This is a genomic window from Bacillus yunxiaonensis (assembly GCF_037104695.1).
GTDB lineage: Bacteria > Bacillota > Bacilli > Bacillales > Bacillaceae_G > Bacillus_A > Bacillus_A yunxiaonensis.
Genome location: NZ_JBAWSV010000005.1, coordinates 245,977 through 270,182, shown reverse-complemented (window position 1 = coordinate 270,182; position 24,206 = coordinate 245,977). Strand labels below are relative to the sequence as shown.

Below are 24,206 nucleotides of genomic sequence, written 5' to 3'. Positions count from 1 at the left end.
ATATGGCAGCACCTATTAAAGCGATCCAAAAGCAGGAGCTAACTGAGGAAGAACAAAAACAACAAAAGCTAGAAGATTTAAAAGTACTTCTAGCTAATAATGAAGAAGCTTTAAATCAAATGTTTAATATTATAGGTGAACTGAATGACATTGGGATGCTGGAAGCTGCAAATTCTATGCTTAAAGCGAAAGAACCAATCGCAAAAATTGTTCTAGGACAAGTCACTCGTGAACCAGTTACGAATTTAATTAATAATATGATGGGCGCTGCAGGAGCTTTAACAGAACTTGATCCGGAACTTACTAAAAAACTTGTAAGTAGTGTATTAACAGGTATGGATGAAGGAAACGAACACCTACAAAGTAATAAAAAAGTAGGAATACTGGACCTTATGAAAGTACTTAAGGATCCAGATATTAACCGTGCTATCGGATTCGGTCTTCATTTCTTAAAAGGTATGGGTAAAGGGTTAAAAGACGAATAGGTAAGCAACAATAATATTATTTCATATGTTGTATGCATATTTGAAATAATTCTAAAAGATGAGCCTTTTCGTCTAATTATTTAAGTAAATAATTTAGACGAAAAGGTCATTTTGTTACAATGTGTATGATGAAGTAATATTTGAAAACGTATTATTGATTAACTGGGGAGGAATGAGAGAATGTCAAAAATGGTACATGAATTTAATGATATGATACGAAAGCTTCGAAAGGATTTGTTCGGTAAAGGGCCGGAACGAATTCATACTGTATTTGCCGAGAATATGGCTATTGCCACGCTTTATGGGAATTTGACACCTACTGAGAAATTCATTTCGGGAACTATGGATGGTGCGGAAATGGTTCATATGGCTAGAACGAAAATGATTCAGGAGGTGTATGCTGTTAATTCTCGTGAACATTTGGAGGAACTTGTTGGGGCGAAATTAGTTCATCTGTTTTCGGATATGAAAGTGGACGAAGATATTGCAGTTTCAGTGTTTGTCTTTGATAAAAATATAACGTGAGAGAAGGATACTGATCGTGAAATCGATACAGGTGGAACGGGAAATTTTCCGTTATGAGCAAGGGGAATTTAAACATATAGAGGACAGCATTGTAACAGAGTTTCCAGTTACAGTTAAAATTAACGGCCAGGAATTTGTTACAATGGTTAGTACTCCAGAATATATTGAAGATATGGTAATAGGCTTTTTAGCATCTGAAGGTATTATCCGAAAGTATGAAGATATTGATGAAATATGGGTACAGGAGAAAGAAGGATATGTACATGTAACAACGACAAAAATCAATCCTTATTATCGTGACATCCAAAATAAACGTTATATTACTTCATGCTGTGGAATGAGTAGACAAGGATTTGTTTTCGCAAACGATGCGCTGACTGCAAAGAAGATGAATGATATTCGTGTAAAAATCTCTGCCCAGGATTGTTTTCGATTAATGAATGATATGCAGCAATCTGCGGCTACTTTTCATCATACAGGCGGCGTTCATAATGCAGCTTTATGCGATGTGAATGGGATTGTTTTAAGCCGAATGGATATAGGAAGACATAATGCTTTAGATAAAATTTACGGCTATTGTTTAAAAAACAACATTTCTATTGGTGATAAAATAATTGTTTTTAGTGGCCGTATATCTTCTGAAATTCTATTAAAAGTTGCGAAAATTGGCTGCGAAGTAATATTGTCAAAATCCGCTCCAACTGAGTTAGCACTAGAGCTAGCAGAACAATTAGGGATTACTACAATAGGCTTTATTCGCAATCAATCTTTAAATGTATATACTCATCCGGAGCGGGTTGTAAATATTAAATAAATGTAAACCGGCTAGCAAATAAAACTTGTACGGAATTATAAAATATGCAGAAGTGAGGCAATAAACATGAAATCTGTCACATTAGACAAATTGCACCGTCCTTTAAGGGATTTACGTATTTCTGTTACCGATCGCTGTAATTTTCGCTGTCGATATTGTATGCCGGAGGAAATATTTGGTCCTGATTATTCTTTTTTGTCTAATGATAAAATTTTGTCTTTTGATGAAATTGAAAGGGTAACACGTATTTTCGTTTCTTTAGGTGTAAGAAAGTTGCGTATTACTGGGGGAGAGCCTTTACTTCGGAAAAACCTACCTGAACTAATTGAACGACTTAACAAAATTGATGGAGTAGAGGATATTGGTTTAACTACAAATGGATCCCTACTTAAGAAGTTTGCTCCTGATTTATATAAGGCGGGTTTATCACGTGTGACAGTTAGTTTGGATTCTTTGGAAGAAGAGCGTTTTGCTTATTTAAATGGTAATAGAAGTAAAGTGAAAACGGTTCTTGGAGGAATACAGGCTGCAGCGGAAGTTGGGATGAAAATTAAAATGAACATGGTTGTCCAAAAAGGAAAAAATGAACAGGACATCGTTCAGATGGCACAATACTTTAAAGAGAATAAACATATTCTTCGGTTTATTGAATATATGGATGTAGGGAATTTTAACGGCTGGAAATTAGACGAGGTAGTCTCTAAACAAGAGATATTAGAGATGATTCATAAAGTTATGCCGCTGGAACGAATTGAAGCAAACTATCCTGGTGAAGTTGCCACTCGCTATCGTTATATCGGTAGTGATGAGGAAATAGGAATTATTTCATCTGTAACAGATTCTTTTTGTTCATCATGTACAAGAGCTCGTATTTCCGCAGAAGGAAAGCTATATACTTGTTTGTTTGCTTCCAAAGGAAATGATCTTAGAGAATTACTTCGTTCTGGGTATACCGATGAGGAGATTACCGATGTTATTCGTGACATTTGGAATAATCGTTCAGATCGCTATTCAGATGAACGGTTGAACAACACAAATGAAAAAACATTGCCAAAAATTGAAATGTCGCATATTGGTGGATGAGAAATAAATGATATGTTAGGAAAAAATTCAAAACACTATGAAAGAAGGTTATCAGTAGCTTCTTTTTGTTATAGCAAATAACGCTTGAATATACGAAGTGGAAAGTGTGCAAGTCCTGTAGATTTTCTATTTTATAGTAAAAGTGATGATTGATATCTCTGTAAGAGAAGTGCAGGGAGATTAAGCAGCATTCAAAAATCCTTACTATGTTAAGGGGTTCTTGAAGCTGTTTTTTTATTTGAAAAAATGGAGGAATTGGTTATGGCATTTCATAAACCGGAAAAAATCGCTGAGCTTGTGATTGAGGCCGGTGTTCAAAAGGTAAGGCAATCGCTATCCGCCATGCTTATTCTTGGTTTTTTAGGAGGAGCATTCATTTCGTTAGGGTTTTTGCTTAATATTCGAGTTCTTGGTAATTTACCGGAGCAATGGGGAAGTCTAGTCAATTTTTTGGGAGGAGCAGTTTTTCCTATAGGGCTTATGCTCGTTGTCCTGGCGGGAGGAGAATTAATTACGGGAAACATGATGTCAGTGTCCATGGCCCTGTATGCACGAAAAATCTCATTGAAAAGTGTGTTAAATAATTGGGTTTGGATAATCTTAACAAATTTTGTTGGTGCACTTTTCGTAGCTTATTTTTTCGGTCACCTTGGCGGGTTGACGGAGGGGGCATATTTAAATAAAACAGTAGCAATAGCCCAAGAGAAATTACATGAATCGTTTGGGAAAACATTAATTTCAGCAATCGGTTGTAATTGGCTTGTTTGTCTTGCCATTTGGTTGGCTCATGGAACTAACGATTTTGTTGGAAAAATTATCGGAATTTGGATTCCTATTATGACATTTGTGGTAATTGGATTTCAGCAAGTGGTAGCAAATATGTTTGTAATCTCAGCAGCTATTTTTGCAGGTCACCTTTCATGGATAGATCTTGCAGAGAATTTTGTTCCTGTTTTTATAGGAAATGTAATTGGTGGAGCTGGATTTGTTGGATTTGCTTACTTTTCTTGTTATCAGAAACAAAGTCATATAGAGAAATAGTTAAAAAAACAACCTCATATGAAGCAGATTTTTTAGAACAAGAATTAGCTAAAAGAAAGGAAGGCTATCTAATGATAGAGCGGTATTCACGTCAACAGTTGTTCACTCCTATTGGGAGTAAAGGACAAGAGAAGATTAGAAATAAGCATGTGTTGATTGTGGGGGCAGGTGCATTAGGAAGTGCAAGCGCAGAAGCGTTGGTTCGTGCAGGTATCGGAAAGTTAACGATCATTGATCGTGATTACGTAGAATGGAGTAATTTACAGCGACAACAACTTTACGTTGAACAAGATGCAACAGAAAAATTGCCAAAAGCAATTGCAGCTCAAAATCGTTTAAAACAAATCAATTCAGAGGTACAGATTGATGCTTTCGTGATGGATGCAAGAATAGAGAATATGGAAGTTTTGTTAGATGATGTCGATATTATTATTGATGCAACAGATAATTTTGATATTCGATTTGTGATAAATGATCTATCACAAAAATATGATATTCCCTGGATTTATGGTTCTTGTGTGGGGGGATATGGCATGAGCTATACCATTATTCCAGGGAAAACACCGTGCTTACATTGTGTACTTAAAAGTGTGCCGATTACAGGAACGACATGTGACACGGTTGGAATCATTAGTCCAGCTGTCCAAATGGTGGCAGCGTATCAAGTGGTGGAAGCATTCAAAATTCTAGTAGAAGATTTTTCAGCAATTAGAAACACCTTTTTAATGTTTGATATATGGAGTAATCAACACCATTCTGTCAAATTAGAAAAGATTAAAACGGACAATTGTCCTTCGTGCGGAACGCATAGAACCTATCCTTATTTATCTTATGAAAACCAAACAAAGACAGCTGTTTTATGTGGGAGAAATACGGTTCAAATTAGACCCCCGCATAATAGTTGTTACAATTTTGACCATTTAGAAAAACAACTAAAAAAACATGGGAAAGTAGATCGAAACCCGTATTTGCTATCTTGTCAACTAGATGATTATCGTTTGGTTATGTTTCAGGATGGTCGTGTATTTATCCACGGGACAAATGAAATTCAAAAAGCGAAAAAAATATACTATCGTTTATTAGGGTAACAGAAGGAGTGAGGAAAATGATAGAAAAACGAATACCGATTGCAGTTGGAGAGGCCGTCCATAAAGTAATGGAATTTGCCAACCATGGTTTAAAAGAACTGGTACCACTTGAATTAGCTTACGGACGTATATTAGCCGAGGATTTAGTAGCTGATCATGATGTTCCCTCCTTCGATCGCTCACCCTATGATGGATTTGCTATTAGGGCAGAAGATACTGCCTGGGCCAGTTATGAGAATCCAACTATATTCGAAGTAATCGGCGAAATTGGGGCAGGTTCCATATTTCCTCAAGAGGTAGGGCCATTTCAGGCAGTTCGAATCATGACGGGGGCACAAATTCCGGAAGGATGTAACGCGGTTGTGATGCTGGAACTGACCCGTCAATATGAGGATGTCAGTAAAATCTATATGGAAGTGAAACGCTCATTCAAAAAAGGAGAAAATATTTCCTTTCAAGGTGAAGATACACGTAAAGGGACAATTCTTGCGAAGAGAGGCGTTTACATTAATCCAGGTATTTCAGCTCTCCTTGCTACATTTGGTTACAGCGAAGTGCCAGTTGCTAAAAAACCTATGATTGGAGTATTAGCGACTGGGAGTGAGCTTCTTGATGTAAATGAATCGCTAAAACCCGGGAAAATTCGAAATAGTAATACGTACATGATATTGTCCCAAATTCGAAGAGCGGGGGGCAGAGTGAAATACTTTGGGAAGTTTAGTGACGATTTTGATACGTGCCACGCAGCCGTAAAAGAAGCGTTAAGTCAAGTGGATATGTTAATTACAACCGGTGGTGTTTCGGTAGGGGATTATGATCATTTGCCAGCTATCTACGAAAAACTAGGGGCATCGGTTCTTTTTAACAAAGTTGCAATGCGGCCGGGCAGCGTCACGACCGTAGCACAATTAAATAAAAAATTGTTATTTGGATTATCAGGTAATCCCTCTGCTTGTTATGTAGGCTTTGAGTTATTCGTAAGACCTAGCATTCGTACCTATATGTTTAGTGAAAAGCCGCATTTAAAAAGAGAAAAAGCATTACTGGGAGAAAATTTTTTAAAACCTAATCCATTTACAAGGTTTGTACGAGCAAAGCTCATATATAACGAAGGACAATTAATCGTCTATCCATCAGGATTTGATAAGTCTAGTGCGGTTTCTTCATTAGCAGGATCAAACGCTTTTATCGTACTCCCAGGTGGTACAAGAGGATATAAAAAAGGGATGTTTGTAGATATTCTCTTATTAGAAGATAACCAAGGAAGTGAATGGCCTTGGAGTAATATTATTCCATCCTATAAATAATAGAGTTTAAAACAACGAGAAGATAATGTTGATAGGAAAATAAATTACAAGAGCTGTGAAAAAAAGAAATGATATTAGCTATTCAAGTTAGCAGAGGATAAAAAATGAATTCATTTTTTATTAAGATAGTGAGGAAATTTGATGGGACAAGTATTATTTGAAATTGTAGATACTCCTATTTTAGTCGAAGAAGTAACGAATAAGGTAGCAAGAAAAGAAGCAGGTGCCATTACAACCTTTATTGGAACAGTAAGAGAATTGACAAAAGGAAAACGAACTTTACATCTAGAGTATCAAGCATACGAATCAATGGCAGTAAAAAAACTTACTCAAATTGGTGAAGAAATCAAGAAAAAGTGGCCGGATGCAAAAATAGCAATTACACACCGGGTGGGACGACTAGAAATAATGGATATTGCAGTTGTAATTGCAGTTTCGTCGCCACATCGTAAAGTGGCCTACGAAGCGAATGAATACGCAATTGAACGCATTAAGCAAATCGTCCCAATTTGGAAAAAAGAATTTTGGGAAGATGGAACAATGTGGATTGGAGATCAGCTTGAAAATACTCCGTATCCAGAAGGAAAACCAAAGAAGGAAGAATGAGAAGATGATTACAATATTACTGTTCGCAAATTTGCGAGAAGAAGTCGGCTCAGATCAATTATTAATAATAGAAAAAAAAGAGATAAGGGTTCAGCAATTAAAAGAATGGCTCAAGGATAGCTACCGTTTACAATCTTTGGATCAAGTCATGACGGCTATCAACGAAGAATTTGCAATTGATGATGATATTGTGAAAGATGGAGATACAGTTGCGTTTATTCCTCCTGTAAGTGGAGGATAATGTTGTTTGATTTTTGTAATTGTTTAGAGAATGCAACTATTTAGTTTGTTATTAAAGTTAACGCTATAATTATGATTATAATAGATGGAATGGTAATAATGAATTGTTATCATTTTATCACTTTTTATTTATGTTACAAATGGTTGGATTGGTATATTAGTAAGTATTGCTAGTAATCTATTCCACCATGAGTACACAAGCCTATTTAATTAGGTTCGGGTACTCATGGTGGTTTTTTGTTTACAAATTAAGACAGGAGGCAAGAAATATGTACGAATCCATCTGGGGTACTTAATATGAGGCGTTGAATAAACGAATAATTTTATCCCTCTATTCGCGGGCTTTCCATCAGTGGGGATGAAGAAAACTCCCACTGATGGAAGTTTCACTTTATTTGTACTAAAAATGATTAAATAAAAATAAGAAGGATTGAGATTTATGCTTACTCATGAACAAATTATGAATGCACTAAACCATGTTCAAGATCCAGAGTTGCACAAAAGTATCGTGGAATTAAACATGGTAAGAAATATTCAAATTGATGGTACACAGATTCAACTTGAAGTTGTTTTAACTATTCAAGGTTGTCCTTTAAAGGCAAAAATTCAACAAGATATTGAAGACTCTCTTCGAAATATTGGAGCCTCTAAGGTTTCTTTGGCCTTCGGCTCCATGACACCAGAAGAACGAGCCGCATTAACACAAACTTTAAAGAAAAATTCTAGAACGGAAACCGGCATGCCTAGTATGCTGCAACCTGATTCAGGGGTACGTTTTATTGCTGTGACAAGTGGAAAAGGTGGAGTAGGGAAATCAACTGTGACAATTAACCTTGCTACGGCTTTAGCCCGTATGGGGAAAAAGGTTGGGATTTTAGATGCAGATATATATGGATTCAGTATTCCAGCTATGATGGAAGTTAATCAAAAGCCAACAATGATAGATCAGACAGCGATTCCGGTCGTTAGTCACGGCGTTAAAATCATGTCAATGGGATTTTTTACAGAGGGGAATAACCCAGTTATGTGGCGAGGACCAATGCTAAACAAATGGATTCAAAATTTTCTTGCCAACACTCACTGGGGAGAATTAGATTATCTTCTTCTTGATTTTCCTCCTGGTACAGGAGATGTTGCGATTGATGTGGCTGCGATGATTCCTCATGCGAAGGAAATTATAGTTACTACTCCTCATAATGTAGCTTCGTTTGTTGCTTCCAGAGTAGGGGTAATGGCAAAGCATACAAAACACGATATTTTAGGTATCGTTGAGAATATGGCATATTATGAGGAACAAGATGGTTCAAGGAACTATCTCTTTGGGAAAGGTGGAGGCGAAATGTTAGCAGAACAACTGCAAACAGAAGTGATCGCACAAATACCTTTTGCAAAGCCTGAAGAAAATAAAGGTTCGTCCGTATATGACGAAGATTCGCTTGTTGGGGAGATGTTTACATCTTTAGCTCAAAATCTTATCTACAAAGAGTAATTTATCAGCTACGTGCTAAGTTGGATAATTTCCACATCATCAAAAGAACCAAGACGGTATTCTAGATCGAAATTAAATATCAACATAGTAAAAGGACAGAACTTGTAAAAGAGATAGATATAAGGAGGGATTTTAATGGGAATGTGTAATGTAGATCATTCTTCTGAAGATGTAATCAATAAACTTGAAACTCAACAATACTTTTTGCCCGAATTTTTGGTTAAAGACTTACATGAATTTCTAAAGAGCAATCATTCACAGCAAATATTAAATGAACTATTTCACCCTTTAAAAAAGTACGACCTAGCATCTAAAGAAGAGCGGGAGAAAAGAAATGAACAATTAATGTTACTTATAAGTTAATCAATAGAATTAACAGTAGTATTTAACTTGCGTTCTCTTTAGTTAGCTTTTCGGAAAGGATGAATCTCATGGATATCAAAAAGATGATAGATACAATAGAGACAAAAGAAATTGATGCAGAATCATTTGTTTCTGAGCTACATGATAAACTGGTAAAACTCTATAATGAAAAAGATATTGAATGGTATACTGAGATTTTCAAAGATATGCTATCGTTGGCTGTTCATCTTAAATTTGATCTTGTTTTAAAATATTTTGAGTACGCACTACTGTTACTTCAAATGAACGAAAACAATTTCAGGAAACATTTAAGTGCTTGGCTACGCGGAATAATAATAAAGATTGGTTTTTGAATTCATGCAAGTAAAACAGAATTAATATCTGATTTTTTGAGCCTAATCTAAGTAATAAAAGTGCAAATCCTATAAAGAATGAAATTGAAGTGAACTCATTAAAGCTCTACTGAAATTTAGAATGAGAGAAACAAATTGATAGTTTAAGAATTTTGTCTTTTACTGATTTAATAAGAAATTAGAATGTGAAGGATTGCACTTCAACTAACGGATGCGTTACTTGAAGAAAAATAAGCTAAGTTGTATCTATTTCTCTATTTTGTTATTCCATTATAGGCGCGTTTATTGAACAAGAAGTAAAAGGATGTAACATATTATTCATGTATAATATGTTACATCCTTTATTTTTTATCACTTTTTACGATTTAGATCTTGATAATCATGTCAGCGGCCGCTGTGATAACTGTGGTTAGGATAAGTTCAAGTCTTCAGTGAAGAACTTCAAGTTTTTGCGGGAGTGTCAAAATTGTGGCATGAAAAAGAATATTTGAATAAAAAAGCCGGTAGGTTTTTTTGTTTTGAATTAACCACAAAGATAAAAGATGAATTAGACACTTATTGTATATTAGCTAATTCAACAATTAGGCGCATGTACGTGCTATTGGAGCTTTATCCCTTTACGATATATAATCTGTTTTTATGAATTTTGTTCATAATATAATAATGGTTATATTATAGGTTATCCAATAACCAATAAAACATCCTATAAACTGACCGGAGATCAGTATTTGATAGATTATTTGTGGTATTTAAAGTTGGCATGATTCTTGCTTGACAAGAAAATGTAAGCGCTGAACTTTATAACACAATGAAATGAGGGAGATGACCTGTTCAAGAGTCAATCAAATTAAGGGGTTCAAAGCTCCAAAGGAAAGAAGAGGAGCAAGATGAAAAAAGAATTTCGGAATTGGGGGGAATTTCATGCAATCTATTAGGAAAGAGATAGCAGTTGAAAAGACAGCCGGTCAGGAGAAAGCGGAGAGGAAAAGAAAATTCATACAGCCTGACGCTTATGTTCTATTATTTTTTGTTGCATTGATCTGCGCTATTGCGACATACATTTTACCGGCAGGTAAATTTGTAAAGATAAAAAAGGGAGATATTTCCATGACGGTACCTGGAAGTTATCACCATGTTGCTTCAAATCCCACTGGTTTCGTAGATTTCTTTACTACGATCCAAAATGGAATGGTGAAAGGCGCACCGCTTATTTTCCTTATCCTATTTACAAGCGGAGCCTTAGCTGTCATTGAAAAATCGGGTGCGATCGATGCGTTTCTTAAGTCCACCCTTACTCGGTTCAAGGATCGATTGCTGCTTTTAATTATCCCTGTAGCATTCATATTGTCTGCTTTGGGAACGACTGGAATTGTGGTCAATTCCGTAATCGCTTTCATACCATTAGGGTTATTTATCGCACGTGGATTGAAATTGGATGCTATGTTCGGCGTTGCTCTTATCTATCTAGGAACATATGCTGGTTGGAACGTACCTGTTTTTGCTCCTCAAACGCTTGGATTATCCCAGCGTATTGCTCAACTTCCGCTTTTCTCGGGAATGGGCTACCGGATCATTATCTACCTAGCGTTTCTGGCTGCTACTATTATATATATATATATGTATGCACGCAAAATTCGAAAAGACCCGACTAAGAGTATCCTCGGTCCAGAATCGTTCACTTCTGAGATTGTCGAGAAAGGTGATGAAGTAGAGACTACGGTAACGGTTTCCTTGCAGCAAAAGCTAATTTTATCGTTTGCGGGATTATCCTTATTAGGTTTTATGATTTTCTCTCAGGTATTTAAATGGACGGAAAATGAAATGGCTGCTCTTTTCATTTTTATTGCCATCGGCGCCGGTTTAATCGCGCGAATGAGTGCAAATGATATTGCATTTACATTTATTCAAGGCTGTAAACAAATGGTCTATGGAGCTCTCATTGTGGGGATGGCCAGAGCAGTAGGCATAATCCTTGAGGATGCAAAGATATTAGATACCATCGTCAATGTATTGGCAAAACTCCTTGAACAGTTGCCTCCGGTTGCCGGTTCGATTGGAATGTTTGTTGGAAGTGCGGCTCTGCACTTTTTGATTTCTTCCGGTTCCGGGGAATCTACTGTGTTGATGCCGATTCTTGTCCCTTTGGCAGATGTGCTGCATATTACGCGTCAAGTAGCTGTTCAGGCGGTTATCCTTGGGGAAGGAGTAGTAAACACAATCAATCCGACATCTGGTGTGATGATGGGTGTACTAGCAATGAGCGGCATCTCTTATGGAAAATGGTTGAAGTTCATGCTTCCATTAACGGCAGTTTGGTTTGTTCTCGGATGTCTTTTCATCATTATCGGTATGATGATCAACTGGGGACCTTTCTAAGAAATTAGCAATAAATAAAGGAGACTCCAAATATGGATAAAGTACTAGAATATTTAAAACAACACCAAGAAGAGATCATGGAGGATCTAAAAACACTTGTGCTAGCTGAATCGCCTTCGCATTCGAAAGTACGGGTGGATCAATGTGGAGAAGTGATTCAACAGCTGTTTAAGAAGCATCTTGACGTTGAGGCGGAAGTAATTTTCCAAGAGCATGCGGGGAATCACCTGCGGTTTAGTTATGGGGAAGGCGATGCCCAAATCTTAATCATATGCCATTTTGACACTGTTTGGGAGGTGGGAAGGCTTTCCTACCGAGTAGAGGGAAACAAGGCGTATGGGCCAGGCATCCTAGATATGAAGGGAGGAATTACCCAAGCTCTTTGGGCGCTGAAAGCCTGCCGTGAGTTGGGAATTTCCTTAAACAAAAAGATCGTTTTCCTTTGCACTGGCGATGAAGAGGTTGGAAGCAAAACGTCTAGGGCATTGATCGAACGGGAAGCTTTAAAGAGCGAGGTTGTTCTTGTTCCGGAGCCGGCAGCGCCACATACAGGTGCACTTAAAACAGTTCGAAAAGGAGTTGGCAAGTTTTCGATCAAGATTAAAGGAAAAGCAGCGCATGCAGGGCAGGATCATCAGAATGGAATCAGCGCGATACAGGAATTGGCTCATCAGGTTTTATTCTTGCACTCACTTACCGATTATGAGTCGGATACAACTCTAAATGTTGGCGTGGTACAAGGCGGAAGCTCCGGAAATGTGGTAGCAGAACAAGCGGAACTGGCTGTGGATCTGCGAATCAGCCAGCTCGGTGAGGGGGAGCGTGTTTCGGAAATCATTTATGGGCTAAAGCCGCATCAGGAAGGGATATCCTTACAGGTTTCAGGTGGAGTTGTCCGCCCGCCTATGGAAAGAACAGCTCAAAATGAAAAATTGTTTAATTTGGCAAAAACATGTTCATCTGAATTAGGGTTTCACTTGACTGAGGAATCAGTGGGTGGGGGCAGTGATGGGAATTTCACTTCCGCATTAGGCATTCCAACGCTAGATGGGTTAGGTCCAGTGGGAGAAGGTAACCATGCCGAACATGAGCATATTGAAATTAATCAACTTCCCGTTAGGGCTGCCTTGATTGCCCACCTTCTTCGTAAATTATAATTTTAATAAAAAAAATGCAACTCCAGGTTTGGTGCTTGCATTTTTTTGTATAGGAAAGTTTAAATTAGAAAAAGTGTGAGAAACGAACGGATTTTCCTATCGGGATAAAAAACTTCCTCTAATAGCCGTCTGGTTTCCTTGAAATACTCCAATAGGAGTTTTTATTAGGTATAGTATAGTTTTAGGTTTGTGTTTAGGTTGTTTTTATTCTAAAAAAGGGTTTTAAGGGGAGAGAAAAATGGGAAGACCAAGCATTTTACTGCTAACAAGAGGGGAAAAGCTAGTACAAACCTTTGAGACTAACCTGAGAATGTTTTTCGGTACCAATATTCAGATTTATACCGTTCATGAGCACGGGGAGCTAGATAGCCAATTAGTGAATGAGTGTGAACTGATTCTAGTTTCCGCCGAAAGTATATTGGATCGGTTACCGAAACTACTCCATGAGCGGGCGCTGTTTGCCAGAAGAACCGTTCATTTGCCAAAGCTCGAACAACTGATGGATTTAGCTCCGGGAACCCAATGTCTATTTGTCTCGAATAGTATGGACACGATTGTAGATGCCATCGAGCTTTTGAATCGTCTGGGGTTTGATCATTTGCACTTTATTCCATATGTTCCGCAGACAGCGGAAGTGCCCGTACTTGAGGATATCGATGTGGCGGTTACTCATGGATTAAAAGAACTTGTCCCGGAGACGATTGATAAAGTAATTGATTTGGGCATACGCCCGATCGATTTGACAACGATTTATGATATTGCTCAACAATTGAATCTTCCTGTGGAAAATGTGTATTTCTATATAGCAGAGTTTTGTCCACCTTGGAAGAAATTTAGCCAATTCCGTAAACAATGAGAAACGATTAAATCAATAGTTGGAATCTGTATTTTTTGTGCTTCATGCGTGGCCAAAGCATACGGGGTGTAAACAATTCTGTTTAAGTAGTTGAGGCAAATTCGGTATCTAAATAACATTGTGGAACAGGATCACCGTTTCATTAAGAAACGTGTACGTTCTGTGTTAAGATTCAAGTCGTGTGAAACAGCCACTTCTATATTGAGTGGTATTGAAGCTGTACATATGATGAAAAAAGGGCAGACTTCACCCACAGGTGAAGTCTGCCTAAAATGAAGTTGGATTCATACATAAGTTGTTTGGAATTGCAACAGAATCTGTTATTGAACAGTCCATGTAGGTTCTATGTCTCTATCAAATGGTTTTTGCACTAGAACCATTGAGTTTATGGTTCTTCTTCTCTTATTCTAGTAGCCTGCTTAGAATTGTAAGGATAGGCAGGTTAATCCATCGTCCTGCTTACGACTATTGAATATAGCGAAGCGTTAGCTCAAAATAAATTGCTGCATGAGCTTGTGGATTGTTAGGTAATACAAGTAATAACCTATTTTTTGTGATTTTACTGTTACTAAAAAAGAATAGTTCATTGGGCAATAGATACAACATTAGCCCTTATAGGAAAAGAATATCGTCTTGTAGCCCACTATCTTCCAATTTCAAACCAGCTATCACACTTGTCAAATGCTTCTCCATAGCTTGTTCTGCTTCCAGTTTATTCCTTGATTCAAGGGCTTTTACTATAGCAAGGTGTTCTTCAATGGATGGGTTTATTTTCAATGTATCCAGAGGATCGAACAATACCACGTAAATCGTTGTCCTGCTTACAATATCTTTAACATATTCAAGCAATAGTTTGTTTTGTGATGCTTCAGCTATGATGAAGTGGAACGAGTCATTCATTTTATAATAACCATCCGTATCACGATGATCAAATGTCCGTTTCTCCTCATCTATTAATTTATAAAGCTTTTCAATGTCTTCTTTTCTAATCCGCTCTGCTGCTAATCCAGCAGCTTGCTTTTCTAGAAGTAACCTGACTGAATAGGCATCTTTCATCTCCTCTGCCGTTGGTTTAATGACAAATGCTCCTCTATTTGGGATAACTTGCACATATCCTTCATGCTCTAGTTTTTTTATAGCCGCTCTTACAGGTGTCCGACTGACATTTAGCTTTTTTGCAATTGCCGCTTCTACAAGCTGGCTACCAGGTCGAATGAATCGGTTATAGATAGATAATTTAATCTTTGTATAGACCAGTTCTTCCATATTTGCTTTTTGAATACTTTGTTGACTCATATAGTAACCACCTAACATTGATAGGAATAATTAAACCAGCTTTTCTTTTTATTATATTACCTTTTTTTCCTCCTATTGCCAAACGCTAGCAGGGTAGCCTATTTATTAAATTGTTGACCGTAAAGGGCCACATCTCTAGAGTATACTCACAAAAGATATGTTCGCTTACAGAGAATTGCGTTCACCACTTCCATGAAAATAGTCTAGAATGCCTTGATATGGATTCTTCATATTTCAAGAAAATACTAAATTACAATCTGGACAATTTATAAAAACCCTTTCGCTCCTTACTAGATTCTGGATGTGGAAAGTCTCTGTTATAAGTAGACTTTTCTCGGGGAAACTCAACTTAGTTAAGTTATTTTATATTTTATTTATTTTCAGAAAAAAAAGCAAAAAATTGTATACTAAAATTGTATACTATGTTAACATACTTTTTAAGAAAGTGATATTATGTGAAGATTCTAAATTTTTTAATAGATTTTTCAGGAGGAGGGATTTAGATAATAGATAGCTCAAAAGACAAAAAGGTTGTCGTAACCATGGATTATTCAACAAAAGCAAAGTTCAGCACCCTGCTTTTTTGTTTCTGAACAAATAAAACATTTTCAAAAGCAAAACTAAGGATTTATGAATTCCTATAAAATTCTCAAACTATTCTGTCTAACATTAAGGAAAAGCGAGGTTATGAAAAATGGAACACAAAGTTCATACAAATTTGAGCCAATCACATACGCTGCCATCCCATCTTTATACAGAAGAGGCCGCATTGAAAAACGAACAAGAGAAAATTTTTGAAAAAACATGGCAATTTGCCGGTCATATCAGTCAGGTCAAAAACAACGGCGACTTTTTTACGAAGGACATTGCCGGACATTCGATCTTAATTGCCAAAGGAAACGATGGAGTGATTCGAGCATTTTACAACGTCTGTACCCATCGAGCAGCTAAACTAGAAGAAGCGGAATGCGGTCATAAAAAGTTGCTTCAGTGTCCATATCACGCTTGGACGTTTACCTTGGATGGTGACTTGCACCGGGCACCCAATATGAAAGGGCTCCATTATGATGCGAAAGAATTTTGTTTAAAACAACCAAAACTGGAAATTGTGGCGAGTTTTATTTTTATTAACTTAGATGAAAACGCTTCTTCCATGTCGGAAGTGTTTGGACAACTGTTCGACGGACTAAAGGATTATCCGCTTGAGGAGTTGAAAATCGCACGCGTGAAAGAGGATGTAGTGAAGTGTAATTGGAAAGTGACGATTGACAATTATTTGGAATGCGATCACTGTCCGACCATTCATAAAGGGTTTGTGAACACACTGGATATGGATAATTATGAAATCAGGACATTCGATAACTACTCGTATCAAGGCGTGCCGTTGCGCTCTGGCACCAGTAAACCGGACCAATTAGGGCAAAGCGCGAAATATTATTTCTTATACCCGAATATGTGGATTAGTGTGAATCCGGGGCTTCCGAACGTTTCTGTCAACCAGTCGATTCCAATCGACCACGAAACGACGAAGTTGATTTATACGACTTATTTCTTAGATTTGAACGACCTGGAAGCTCAAAAAAAATTCTATGCATTTCTAGACCAGGTTCGGGAAGAGGATTTTGTAATCTGCGAGACAGTTCAAAAAGGGCTCCAATCAAAGGGCTATACACAAGGGCGTTTTTCTTTAACGGAAAATTGCGTCCATCACTTCCATTTGTTAGTTCAACATGCTCTTGAAAACGAAGAAGCGTATGTCCCATTAACAATCGAGGTGAAGTAAATGGAAGGCCAACAGTTAAAACGGGTATTAAAAACGCGCCATTTATCGATGATTTCGATGGGCGGTGTCATCGGAACAGGTTTATTTTTAGGGTCAGGATTAACCATTAACAGCGCGGGAGCCGGTGGTGCAATTGTCGCTTACTTGGTTGGTGGGGTCATGACGTATATGGTGATGCTTTGCCTCGGAGAACTAGCGGTTGCCATGCCGGTGACAGGTTCATTTCAAGCCTATGCGACGAAATACATTGGTCCATCGACCGGCTTCATGGTCGGAATTGCTTATTGGATGAGTTGGGCGACCACAGTCGGTCTTGAATTTACGGCTGCTGGTCTGTTGATGAAACGCTGGTTTCCTCATACCCCGACTTGGGTCTGGTGCTTATTTTTTATCGTTTTACTGTTTGGGTTAAATGCGTTAACCACAAAAGGTTTTGCAGAAACAGAATATTATTTTGCAGGAATTAAGATTGTGGCGATCATTTTATTTATTATCATTGGCGGCTGCGCCGTTTTGGGCATCATTTCATTAAAAGGCGGTCAAGCAGCCCCGTTCTTCTCTAATTTGTACAATGACGGGGGTTGGTTTCCAAAAGGGTTCACACCCATATTGGTTACCATGATCTCCGTCCTGTATGGATTCCAAGGAACAGAACTGTTGGGGATTACGGCAGGTGAATCCGAAAACCCGAAACGGGACATTCCAAAAGCCACGAAAAACATTATTTTCCGTGTCCTTCTATTTTACGTGACAAGCATCGTGATTGTCAGCGCGTTGGTGCCATGGAGAAAAGCAGGTCTTGTGGAAAGCCCGTTTGTAATGATGTTTGATAAAGTGGGGATCCCCTATGCGGCAGATATCATGAACTTCGTCATTTTAACCGCTGTCTTATCCGTCGGGAATTCTGGTTTATACCTTTGCTCACGGATGTTTTTCGCGATGAGCGAAAGCGGACAAGTCCCTAAAACATTCGGGAAATTAAATAAACGCGGCATTCCGATGAACGCGCTTTTAGTAAGCTTGGGGTTTGCTCTTTTATCCCTGTTGACAAGCATCATAGCAGCCAATACCTTGTTTGTTGTATTGTTAGCGATATCAGGAATCGGCACGACTATTGCATGGGCGGTCATTGCGCTTTCGCACATAAGTTTCAGACGTTCGTATGTTAAAAATGGCGGTAAATTGGAGGATTTAGTATTTCGTGTGAAATGGTATCCATTTGTTCCGATTTCTTCGTTCATTATGTGCGTAGGAATTATTTTGTCACTTGTATTAGACCCAAACCAACGCGCTTCGTTCTATTGGGCAACCGCGTTCGTAGTCGTATGCTACGTCTATTATCTAGCGCGATTTAAACGGTTTAATAAAGCTATACCAATACAAACATCCAAAATGGAGGAAAATTTGTAGAAGAGTCTTTAATCAAGTCTGGTGGAAAATATCCTCCAGACTTGACTTTGGAAAATAAAACTTAAAACCTTCTCTTCAACAGATAACTACTTCATTTGTGAGATGCCAAATAGTAAATCGCGAGCAAAAAAAGCATTATAAAATATCCACCAATGAAATCCCGGTATATTTTCACAAAAAAATGGCTCGAATTTAAAAATTTTACCACCTAAAGGATTGAGAATTAGCGGTTGTTGCTTGGTATCCAGTTTCTGATTTCTTTCGTTTGGAACATGCTTTGAAAGTCAATAGTTTACTAGGAAAAGATCATGCAAAGGTTGAAATCTTCCTTCATGCAATCCATTCTTCAGTGAGATTTGAAACAAAAGAAAATATTGAACGTACTTTTGATTTCATTGATAAGGGGTTTTGTTATGAATAGGTTCCTTTCATGTTGTGTTATGTTAACTCAATGTGTATAAGGTATACATACATTCTATATGGCTTTATATCTTAGATGTTTCGTAAGCTAAAACTAAACGGATTCGATTTTAGAAGGAGAAAATAAGAATGTTTAAATACGATGAGTTATTTCAGGATTACGTTTTTGAACTAATGAAGGCTGTTATCGAAGAAAAAGAACGATTTGAAAGAATTCGTAGGATAAATCAGGATAAATTCGAAAGTAAGCAAGAGTTAGAAAAATGGATTCAAGAGAGATTTGGAACTATCTCTAATCAAGGACGCATAATTGCTGTCTTTAGGACATATTGGCTGAAATGTGAAGAATTAAACATACTAGGTGAAGATGAGTACGCTAATCCGAGAGATTTTGTTGTAGATTGGTTATCGGGAACGTACCCAGAACTGTATGAGATTATAAAATCTATGCCATATTATCCAATTGGAGTTGATGAAGAAGGAAACTATTGTTAACTCCGCTGACGGGAATTACGTTAATTAAACAAACAAAGAGGTCTTAATAGACCTCTTTGTTTTATTCATCACTCAATAGTATTTGCAATTTGGACTAAGACTTTTGATGAAGCTTTATCTAATCCTCTACTATCAATAATCAGCATATATTGCCAACCATTCCTTTCAAATGTAAGAGTATCAAGACTTGAACTTTCCCTTATACGAAATAATATTGCTTTTGATTTATCCTTCAGTGTATATACACCCTTAGTCAGTTCTTGTTTAATTGGAATTTTATACTTGAAAGGGCGGACTCTTATCATATAATGTTTCGTACCCGTATGCTCATTTATATACTCAATTTCAAAACTGTCATTTACATTATATTCACTGTTATTACAACGTCCAAATTGATGAGTAAATTCTACTGATGGTAGCCTTGTCGGCAATGTAATGCCTCGTTGAAATAATTTTTCGCATTCAGTTATTGCTTCTCCGACAGATTTATAACCAATCTTATACCAAAACTTTTCAAAAGACTGCTGTTCTTGAGCTTTAGCAGGAGTATTAATAACACTGATAATTAAAGCAAAAAGTATTGATATCAATATTTTATGTCTTTTACTCATTAATGGGTTCTCCTTAAAAATACTTGCAATATACTGTATTGTTTATCATGCCCTTTAATCTCAATATCATTTTTCACTTTCAATAACAAAAATTATGTGAACACGAAAGTCCTCCAGTTAAACAATCTGGAGGACTTTTAATAGTCTTCTTAATACACTAAATCCCGATGATAGTTGAATAAAGGCCCATAGATACTGGGAAAGCTATTCCACAAAAAAACAACGGATGGTGATATCCATAAGAAGACCTTTTATTTTATTATTAAGTATTACATTTTTGTTTTTAACAACAACTAATGTCTATTCACAAAATGAACCTACAAGAGAGAAACTATTGGAAGAAACTTTGATGATTAGGTATCTACCATTCATTTTAGAAAGTACTAATAATAAATTATTTATGTGTGAAAGAATTACTGACATAAAAAGGCTTGGTGGAAATAATCGTCAACACGAATTAACAATAGAGGTAATAACCTTTGAACAAGCACATTCGCCCCCTTACAACTTAATTCGAGTAACACTGACCGATATACCACCAAAGGGGATAAATGTCACAAATGTAGAACGTGAAGAAAATTTATCAATTCAACAATTTAATAAACATTGCGGAAAGTAAATATTATTCAAATTTTATTAACGGGTGTGATACTTCAACAAGGGTATCACATTGACTTCCGCTAACGAGAATTATGTGAACACAAAAGTCCTCCAGTTAAACGATCTGGAGGACTTTTGATAGTCTCTTAAATACATTGAATCCCCATAATTTTACATTCTGGTTAATAAAATGCATAAAACAACAATAAGCGACCTCGATCATCCTCTTAGGAATCACAAGGTCGCTTACACTATTTCTTCATTCATGATATTCGTAATCCTTTCTGTTCATTACAAATGAACGATGATGTTATCCCTTTCTTTATTAATTTAGATAAAAGCAACTTTTTATCTAAATAATAAGGTATGATACACTTTCACCTTCCGCTACTCTGGTGATACCACCCTCTTTTTCAATAGATTTTGATTTTATACCCTGTACATTATTTGTACATTCGCCTTGCTCTATTCCACTGGATTCACCTTCTTTTTTGATATGTATGTTTTGCTTGTACTTATCATACACCCAGAGTCGAATTTTATAAATACTAAAAATTATAAATTTTCTAAAAATTAAAAATACATCACAATCATATGGTAATAGTAAATAGTTACCATATGATTTTAGTGTACATACATTAAAATGAATTTGCTCATGATATAGGTATCGGGTACGTAACGGTTGAGCCCAGATCTATATATGGTTCATAACAGAGGTGTATATAGGTCGGTCAAAGATTGTATACAGGTCATTAGTTCATATAAACTATGTGGTTTGTTTGCAGTCGGAGAGAAGATTCTATTCGGTGGGGAAAAGGTTTATTGTAGTCGTATGCTAGCTGCTATGATTACAATGAGGTTCCAACTTATCGGATAGGGTCGAGCTAAGATCGTGCTGGGTACCGCAGGCTTTAGAGAGCAATTTAGCTCTTATAAGGCTAACGGTCATATATAGCCGAAAGGTTATATATGGTTGTACAGGTATTTTGTACGGTCGAACGAACCATTAGTATGAGTGGTGAACTGCTTGTTTATAGTCGAAAGATTGTAGGTGGGTAATAAACTATTTATATTAGTGCAAGGTAGATCGTTACGTGCTCGTGTTGTTCTAAAATTTGATACATAAAATCGAGTATTTAAATTATATTGAAAAGCAAACGAGATCTAATAAGATCTCGTTTTTATTTTAGGTGTCATTTTTAAAAAAAATCGAAGAAGAGCATAAGAGGTTTTTGATATCACTTAACGGGGTAGCACCAGCAAAACGCGGTAAATATACGTTAGGACAAATATTGTAAATAATCGTAACCAAAAACGTTTAAATATCGCTTTTGTGGTTATTTGTTTTTAGTTATGGTTTTGGATATACGGAATTGTTATACGAAAAGGAAAATAAAAGTACCACTTAAAATCACCAAAACGAAGGTTTATGTTGGAAAAATCCCTTAGCGTATAAAAAATGCGGTTTTTACTTCCAAAAAAATGTCTTAGCGTATGTTTTCCGCGAAATGTTGGCGGGACCCCTAGCATTTTTCACAATTTATTTATCTGTTTGTTTTTGCTTCTTTTTCAAATACTCCGCACGCAATTTTTCAATTTGCTGCTTTTTATCAAATTTGGCAGGCTTCTGTTTTTCATGAAACTTTGTCACAGCTACCTGACTTTTGTAATCCAATTGATACTTTCCCACTTTGTTCACCTACTTTTCTTATCTTTAAAGAGAATCTATTCAACAAATATAATATACCTTATTTTACTGAAGTAAACCTTATTACTTTATTAGTTTCCTACAACAAGAACTATGTTGACTAAAATGAAGACCGCGCGGTCTTCATTTTTTTGTACACAGCTTATTGAGGGTCTTACTGCAACATCGGTTCTTCTATGTTGTAGTAAATGAGGTCATATGTTGTACAAAAAAAGAATAGATCAAGCACATAATCTCTGCTTGTATCTATTCTCCTCATTCCCTCTCTTATAAAAACTATAATATTATATAAGAGATGTAGTCTTAATCGAGAATACCCTGTTTTTTCTGTTACTTAATAAAATCATTTTACTAAAGGGGATTTTTATAAGCTTTTAAACATATTAAATTCCAATAATAGGACGTTATGTTAACCGACCATGAATATCTATTCATCAATATTTTTTATGATTTTACTTTTTGATCTAAAAGTATCTCCAATTTTTTTCTCACCTACATACCAATAAACATATTTTTACTATTAGGACCCCAATTTTCTCCCATGAAACCTGACATTCCCTCTAAGTTAACGAAGCATGGAAGCACAGTATACATTACGCCCTGCATTGCATTAACTCTAAAAGTTATAACAAATCTCATTTTTGAATTATCAACGGGTGCTATCATTCCCATATCTGGACGTATAGCGTTTTCTGCCGTAAGTGCCTCTTTCATTCCTACACTAGCAATACCGACGGGGCCCATATTACTTCTAATCCAATAATTCGAAACATTTGTTGCAGATGCCAAATCAGTTGGTTTATCATAAGTCATTAAAATTTGATTAGAAGAAATTTGTCTAGCCTCAAGAAGTATCGGGTGAGCGACCATTTGGCGAGGGTAATAAGTAAACATAGTATTCCTCCGTTGTTTTTTGAAATAGATAAATTACCCAGATAATATATGCAGATTTTTGATTTGAGTTCACGATAACGAATTCGAGCGTTGCGTTTGGTAGAACCCAAAATAATAGGACCTTATATAGACTTCACATGTATACCCTATTCATTGTTCTTTCTTCAACGAAATGGCAGAATAATTCAATAAACCCCGTTCTTTTTCACTTTTCTAACCTACAATTGGGCTAGGTACTCATCTATGTTAACTAAAATGAATATCTTATTGTTGAAACCATATTAATTACGGAGGAATTAGCATGGGATACTTTGTTACTGTAGAGTCAGGTGTAAATCTATATGTGGAAGATATTAACCCAGGGGGTAACAAGACCATAGTGTTTATACATGGTTGGCCATTAAGCCATAAACAGTTTGAGTATCAGTTTGATGTTCTTCCCGCAATGGGTTACCGCTGTATTGGCATAGACTGGAGGGGCTTTGGTAATTCGGATAAGCCAATGAACGGCTACAACTATGACCGATTGGCAGATGATATTGGCTCCGTTATTGATGCACTTCAATTGAAAAACTTTACACTAGCGGGTCACTCTACAGGTGGGGCTATCGCTATTCGTTATATTGCTCGACATAATGGTTATGGAGTATCTAAACTTGTCCTTATAAGCGCTGCCGCTCCTGTAGGTTTTACAACAGAAACTGCTAATAAATTTCTTAAAGAAACATTAAATGATCGCCCTAAAATGATGCAGGAAGTAACAGATAGTTTTTTCTTTCAGTATATAACTGGCCCATTCTCGAACTGGTTTTTTCAAATGGGATTACAGGCGGCAGGTTGGTCAACCGCCGCAGTCGTAGTTATGCTAAGAGATGAGAAGCTATATACTGATTTGCTAAAAATATCAGTTCCTACTTTAATCTTGCACGGCATTCACGACAAAGTAATTCCATTTGCACAAGCTCAAGAACTAAATCAAAAAATAAAAAATTCACAGCTTGTTCCGTTTCAATATAGTGGTCATGGTCCTTTCTGGGAAGAACGTGACAAGTTTAACCAACTATTGACACAATTTATTTAGTTAAAAATTTGACCTTAATTCAAATAAATGGAGAACGATAGCACAATAATCGGGTACCCTTTACGGACAGTAAAATCTTTGCTGTAATTATTATGCTCGATTCATTGTTCAACGAAAGAATGCTT

Annotated in this window: 24 protein-coding genes and 2 pseudogenes; 22 read left to right on the top strand and 4 right to left on the bottom strand. The window is 36.7% G+C overall.

Going from position 1 to position 24,206, the window contains the following annotated elements:
• The first annotated feature begins 2 nt into the window (after nt 1–2).
• From WAX78_RS16105 to WAX78_RS16025, 17 genes and pseudogenes are all read left to right on the top strand, one after another.
• Nucleotides 3–485 (top strand): helical membrane plugin domain-containing protein, encoded by a 483-nt coding sequence (locus WAX78_RS16105; protein ID WP_336483051.1) that lies wholly within the window; start codon nt 3–5, stop codon nt 483–485.
• Nucleotides 486–665: 180 nt separating this feature from the next.
• Entirely contained in the window at nt 666–1,010 is a 345-nt protein-coding gene (locus tag WAX78_RS16100; RefSeq protein ID WP_002168730.1) for a Na-translocating system protein MpsC family protein, read from the top strand.
• 16 nt (nt 1,011–1,026) lie between these two features.
• Nucleotides 1,027–1,824, top strand: coding sequence for a formate dehydrogenase accessory sulfurtransferase FdhD (fdhD, locus tag WAX78_RS16095; RefSeq protein ID WP_336483050.1), 798 nt, complete (start codon nt 1,027–1,029; stop codon nt 1,822–1,824).
• Between the two features lie 66 nt (nt 1,825–1,890).
• Nucleotides 1,891–2,907 (top strand): GTP 3',8-cyclase MoaA, encoded by a 1,017-nt coding sequence (gene moaA, locus WAX78_RS16090; protein WP_336483049.1) that lies wholly within the window; start codon nt 1,891–1,893, stop codon nt 2,905–2,907.
• A gap of 261 nt (nt 2,908–3,168) precedes the next feature.
• Nucleotides 3,169–3,948, top strand: a complete 780-nt coding sequence (locus tag WAX78_RS16085) for a formate/nitrite transporter family protein (RefSeq protein WP_336483048.1) — start codon at nt 3,169–3,171, stop codon at nt 3,946–3,948.
• Between the two features lie 71 nt (nt 3,949–4,019).
• On the top strand, nt 4,020–5,036 hold the full coding sequence (locus tag WAX78_RS16080; protein WP_336483047.1) for a molybdopterin-synthase adenylyltransferase MoeB: 1,017 nt from the start codon (nt 4,020–4,022) through the stop codon (nt 5,034–5,036).
• 20 nt (nt 5,037–5,056) lie between these two features.
• Nucleotides 5,057–6,343 carry a molybdopterin molybdotransferase MoeA gene (locus WAX78_RS16075; RefSeq protein ID WP_336483245.1) on the top strand — a complete coding sequence of 429 codons (1,287 nt, stop codon included), beginning with the start codon at nt 5,057–5,059 and terminating at the stop codon, nt 6,341–6,343.
• 141 nt (nt 6,344–6,484) lie between these two features.
• Nucleotides 6,485–6,949: a molybdenum cofactor biosynthesis protein MoaE gene (locus WAX78_RS16070; protein WP_336483046.1), complete on the top strand. Its 465-nt coding sequence runs from the start codon at nt 6,485–6,487 to the stop codon at nt 6,947–6,949.
• A gap of 4 nt (nt 6,950–6,953) precedes the next feature.
• Complete coding sequence (moaD, locus tag WAX78_RS16065) at nt 6,954–7,190, top strand: molybdopterin converting factor subunit 1 (RefSeq protein ID WP_336483045.1); 237 nt, start codon at nt 6,954–6,956, stop codon at nt 7,188–7,190.
• A gap of 438 nt (nt 7,191–7,628) precedes the next feature.
• The gene (locus tag WAX78_RS16060; RefSeq protein ID WP_336483044.1) at nt 7,629–8,678 is read left to right on the top strand and encodes an Mrp/NBP35 family ATP-binding protein; all 1,050 of its coding nucleotides are present in this window, start codon (nt 7,629–7,631) and stop codon (nt 8,676–8,678) included.
• 135 nt (nt 8,679–8,813) lie between these two features.
• The gene (locus tag WAX78_RS16055) at nt 8,814–9,041 is read left to right on the top strand and encodes a hypothetical protein (RefSeq protein WP_336483043.1); all 228 of its coding nucleotides are present in this window, start codon (nt 8,814–8,816) and stop codon (nt 9,039–9,041) included.
• 68 nt (nt 9,042–9,109) lie between these two features.
• On the top strand, nt 9,110–9,394 hold the full coding sequence (locus WAX78_RS16050) for a hypothetical protein (protein ID WP_336483042.1): 285 nt from the start codon (nt 9,110–9,112) through the stop codon (nt 9,392–9,394).
• Between the two features lie 386 nt (nt 9,395–9,780).
• Nucleotides 9,781–9,885, top strand: a pseudogene (locus tag WAX78_RS16045) (hypothetical protein); the annotation flags it as partial.
• Nucleotides 9,886–10,315: 430 nt separating this feature from the next.
• On the top strand, nt 10,316–11,770 hold the full coding sequence (locus WAX78_RS16040; RefSeq protein WP_336483041.1) for a YfcC family protein: 1,455 nt from the start codon (nt 10,316–10,318) through the stop codon (nt 11,768–11,770).
• A 32-nt stretch (nt 11,771–11,802) separates the two neighbouring features.
• Complete coding sequence (locus WAX78_RS16035) at nt 11,803–12,927, top strand: M20 family metallopeptidase (RefSeq protein ID WP_336483040.1); 1,125 nt, start codon at nt 11,803–11,805, stop codon at nt 12,925–12,927.
• Nucleotides 12,928–13,165: 238 nt separating this feature from the next.
• Complete coding sequence (locus tag WAX78_RS16030) at nt 13,166–13,783, top strand: hypothetical protein (RefSeq protein WP_336483039.1); 618 nt, start codon at nt 13,166–13,168, stop codon at nt 13,781–13,783.
• 90 nt (nt 13,784–13,873) lie between these two features.
• A pseudogene (locus tag WAX78_RS16025) lies at nt 13,874–14,123 on the top strand (DDE-type integrase/transposase/recombinase); the annotation flags it as partial.
• Between the two features lie 272 nt (nt 14,124–14,395).
• Here the strand turns inward: WAX78_RS16025 and WAX78_RS16020 are convergent.
• Entirely contained in the window at nt 14,396–15,079 is a 684-nt protein-coding gene (locus WAX78_RS16020) for a GntR family transcriptional regulator (protein WP_336481317.1), read from the bottom strand.
• A gap of 694 nt (nt 15,080–15,773) precedes the next feature.
• On the opposite strand from WAX78_RS16020, the gene WAX78_RS16015 reads away from it, so the two are divergent.
• From WAX78_RS16015 to WAX78_RS16005, 3 genes are all read left to right on the top strand, one after another.
• Nucleotides 15,774–16,862 carry an aromatic ring-hydroxylating oxygenase subunit alpha gene (locus WAX78_RS16015; protein WP_336481316.1) on the top strand — a complete coding sequence of 363 codons (1,089 nt, stop codon included), beginning with the start codon at nt 15,774–15,776 and terminating at the stop codon, nt 16,860–16,862.
• Nucleotides 16,863–18,272 (top strand): amino acid permease, encoded by a 1,410-nt coding sequence (locus tag WAX78_RS16010; protein WP_336481315.1) that lies wholly within the window; start codon nt 16,863–16,865, stop codon nt 18,270–18,272. It abuts the gene before it with no gap.
• Nucleotides 18,273–18,821: 549 nt separating this feature from the next.
• Nucleotides 18,822–19,187 carry a hypothetical protein gene (locus WAX78_RS16005; protein ID WP_336481314.1) on the top strand — a complete coding sequence of 122 codons (366 nt, stop codon included), beginning with the start codon at nt 18,822–18,824 and terminating at the stop codon, nt 19,185–19,187.
• A 68-nt stretch (nt 19,188–19,255) separates the two neighbouring features.
• Here the strand turns inward: WAX78_RS16005 and WAX78_RS16000 are convergent, their stop codons facing one another.
• Nucleotides 19,256–19,798 carry a hypothetical protein gene (locus tag WAX78_RS16000; protein ID WP_336481313.1) on the bottom strand — a complete coding sequence of 181 codons (543 nt, stop codon included), beginning with the start codon at nt 19,796–19,798 and terminating at the stop codon, nt 19,256–19,258.
• Between the two features lie 277 nt (nt 19,799–20,075).
• Here WAX78_RS16000 and WAX78_RS15995 point away from each other — a divergent pair, with 277 nt between their 5' ends.
• Entirely contained in the window at nt 20,076–20,417 is a 342-nt protein-coding gene (locus tag WAX78_RS15995; protein WP_336481312.1) for a DUF3888 domain-containing protein, read from the top strand.
• Nucleotides 20,418–21,938: 1,521 nt separating this feature from the next.
• Here the strand turns inward: WAX78_RS15995 and WAX78_RS15990 are convergent.
• The gene (locus WAX78_RS15990; RefSeq protein WP_336481385.1) at nt 21,939–22,097 is read right to left on the bottom strand and encodes a hypothetical protein; all 159 of its coding nucleotides are present in this window, start codon (nt 22,095–22,097) and stop codon (nt 21,939–21,941) included.
• Between the two features lie 501 nt (nt 22,098–22,598).
• The gene (locus WAX78_RS15985; RefSeq protein ID WP_336481311.1) at nt 22,599–23,000 is read right to left on the bottom strand and encodes a hypothetical protein; all 402 of its coding nucleotides are present in this window, start codon (nt 22,998–23,000) and stop codon (nt 22,599–22,601) included.
• A 301-nt stretch (nt 23,001–23,301) separates the two neighbouring features.
• On the opposite strand from WAX78_RS15985, the gene WAX78_RS15980 reads away from it, so the two are divergent.
• Nucleotides 23,302–24,081 carry an alpha/beta fold hydrolase gene (locus WAX78_RS15980; protein ID WP_336481310.1) on the top strand — a complete coding sequence of 260 codons (780 nt, stop codon included), beginning with the start codon at nt 23,302–23,304 and terminating at the stop codon, nt 24,079–24,081.
• Nucleotides 24,082–24,206 lie beyond the last annotated feature (125 nt).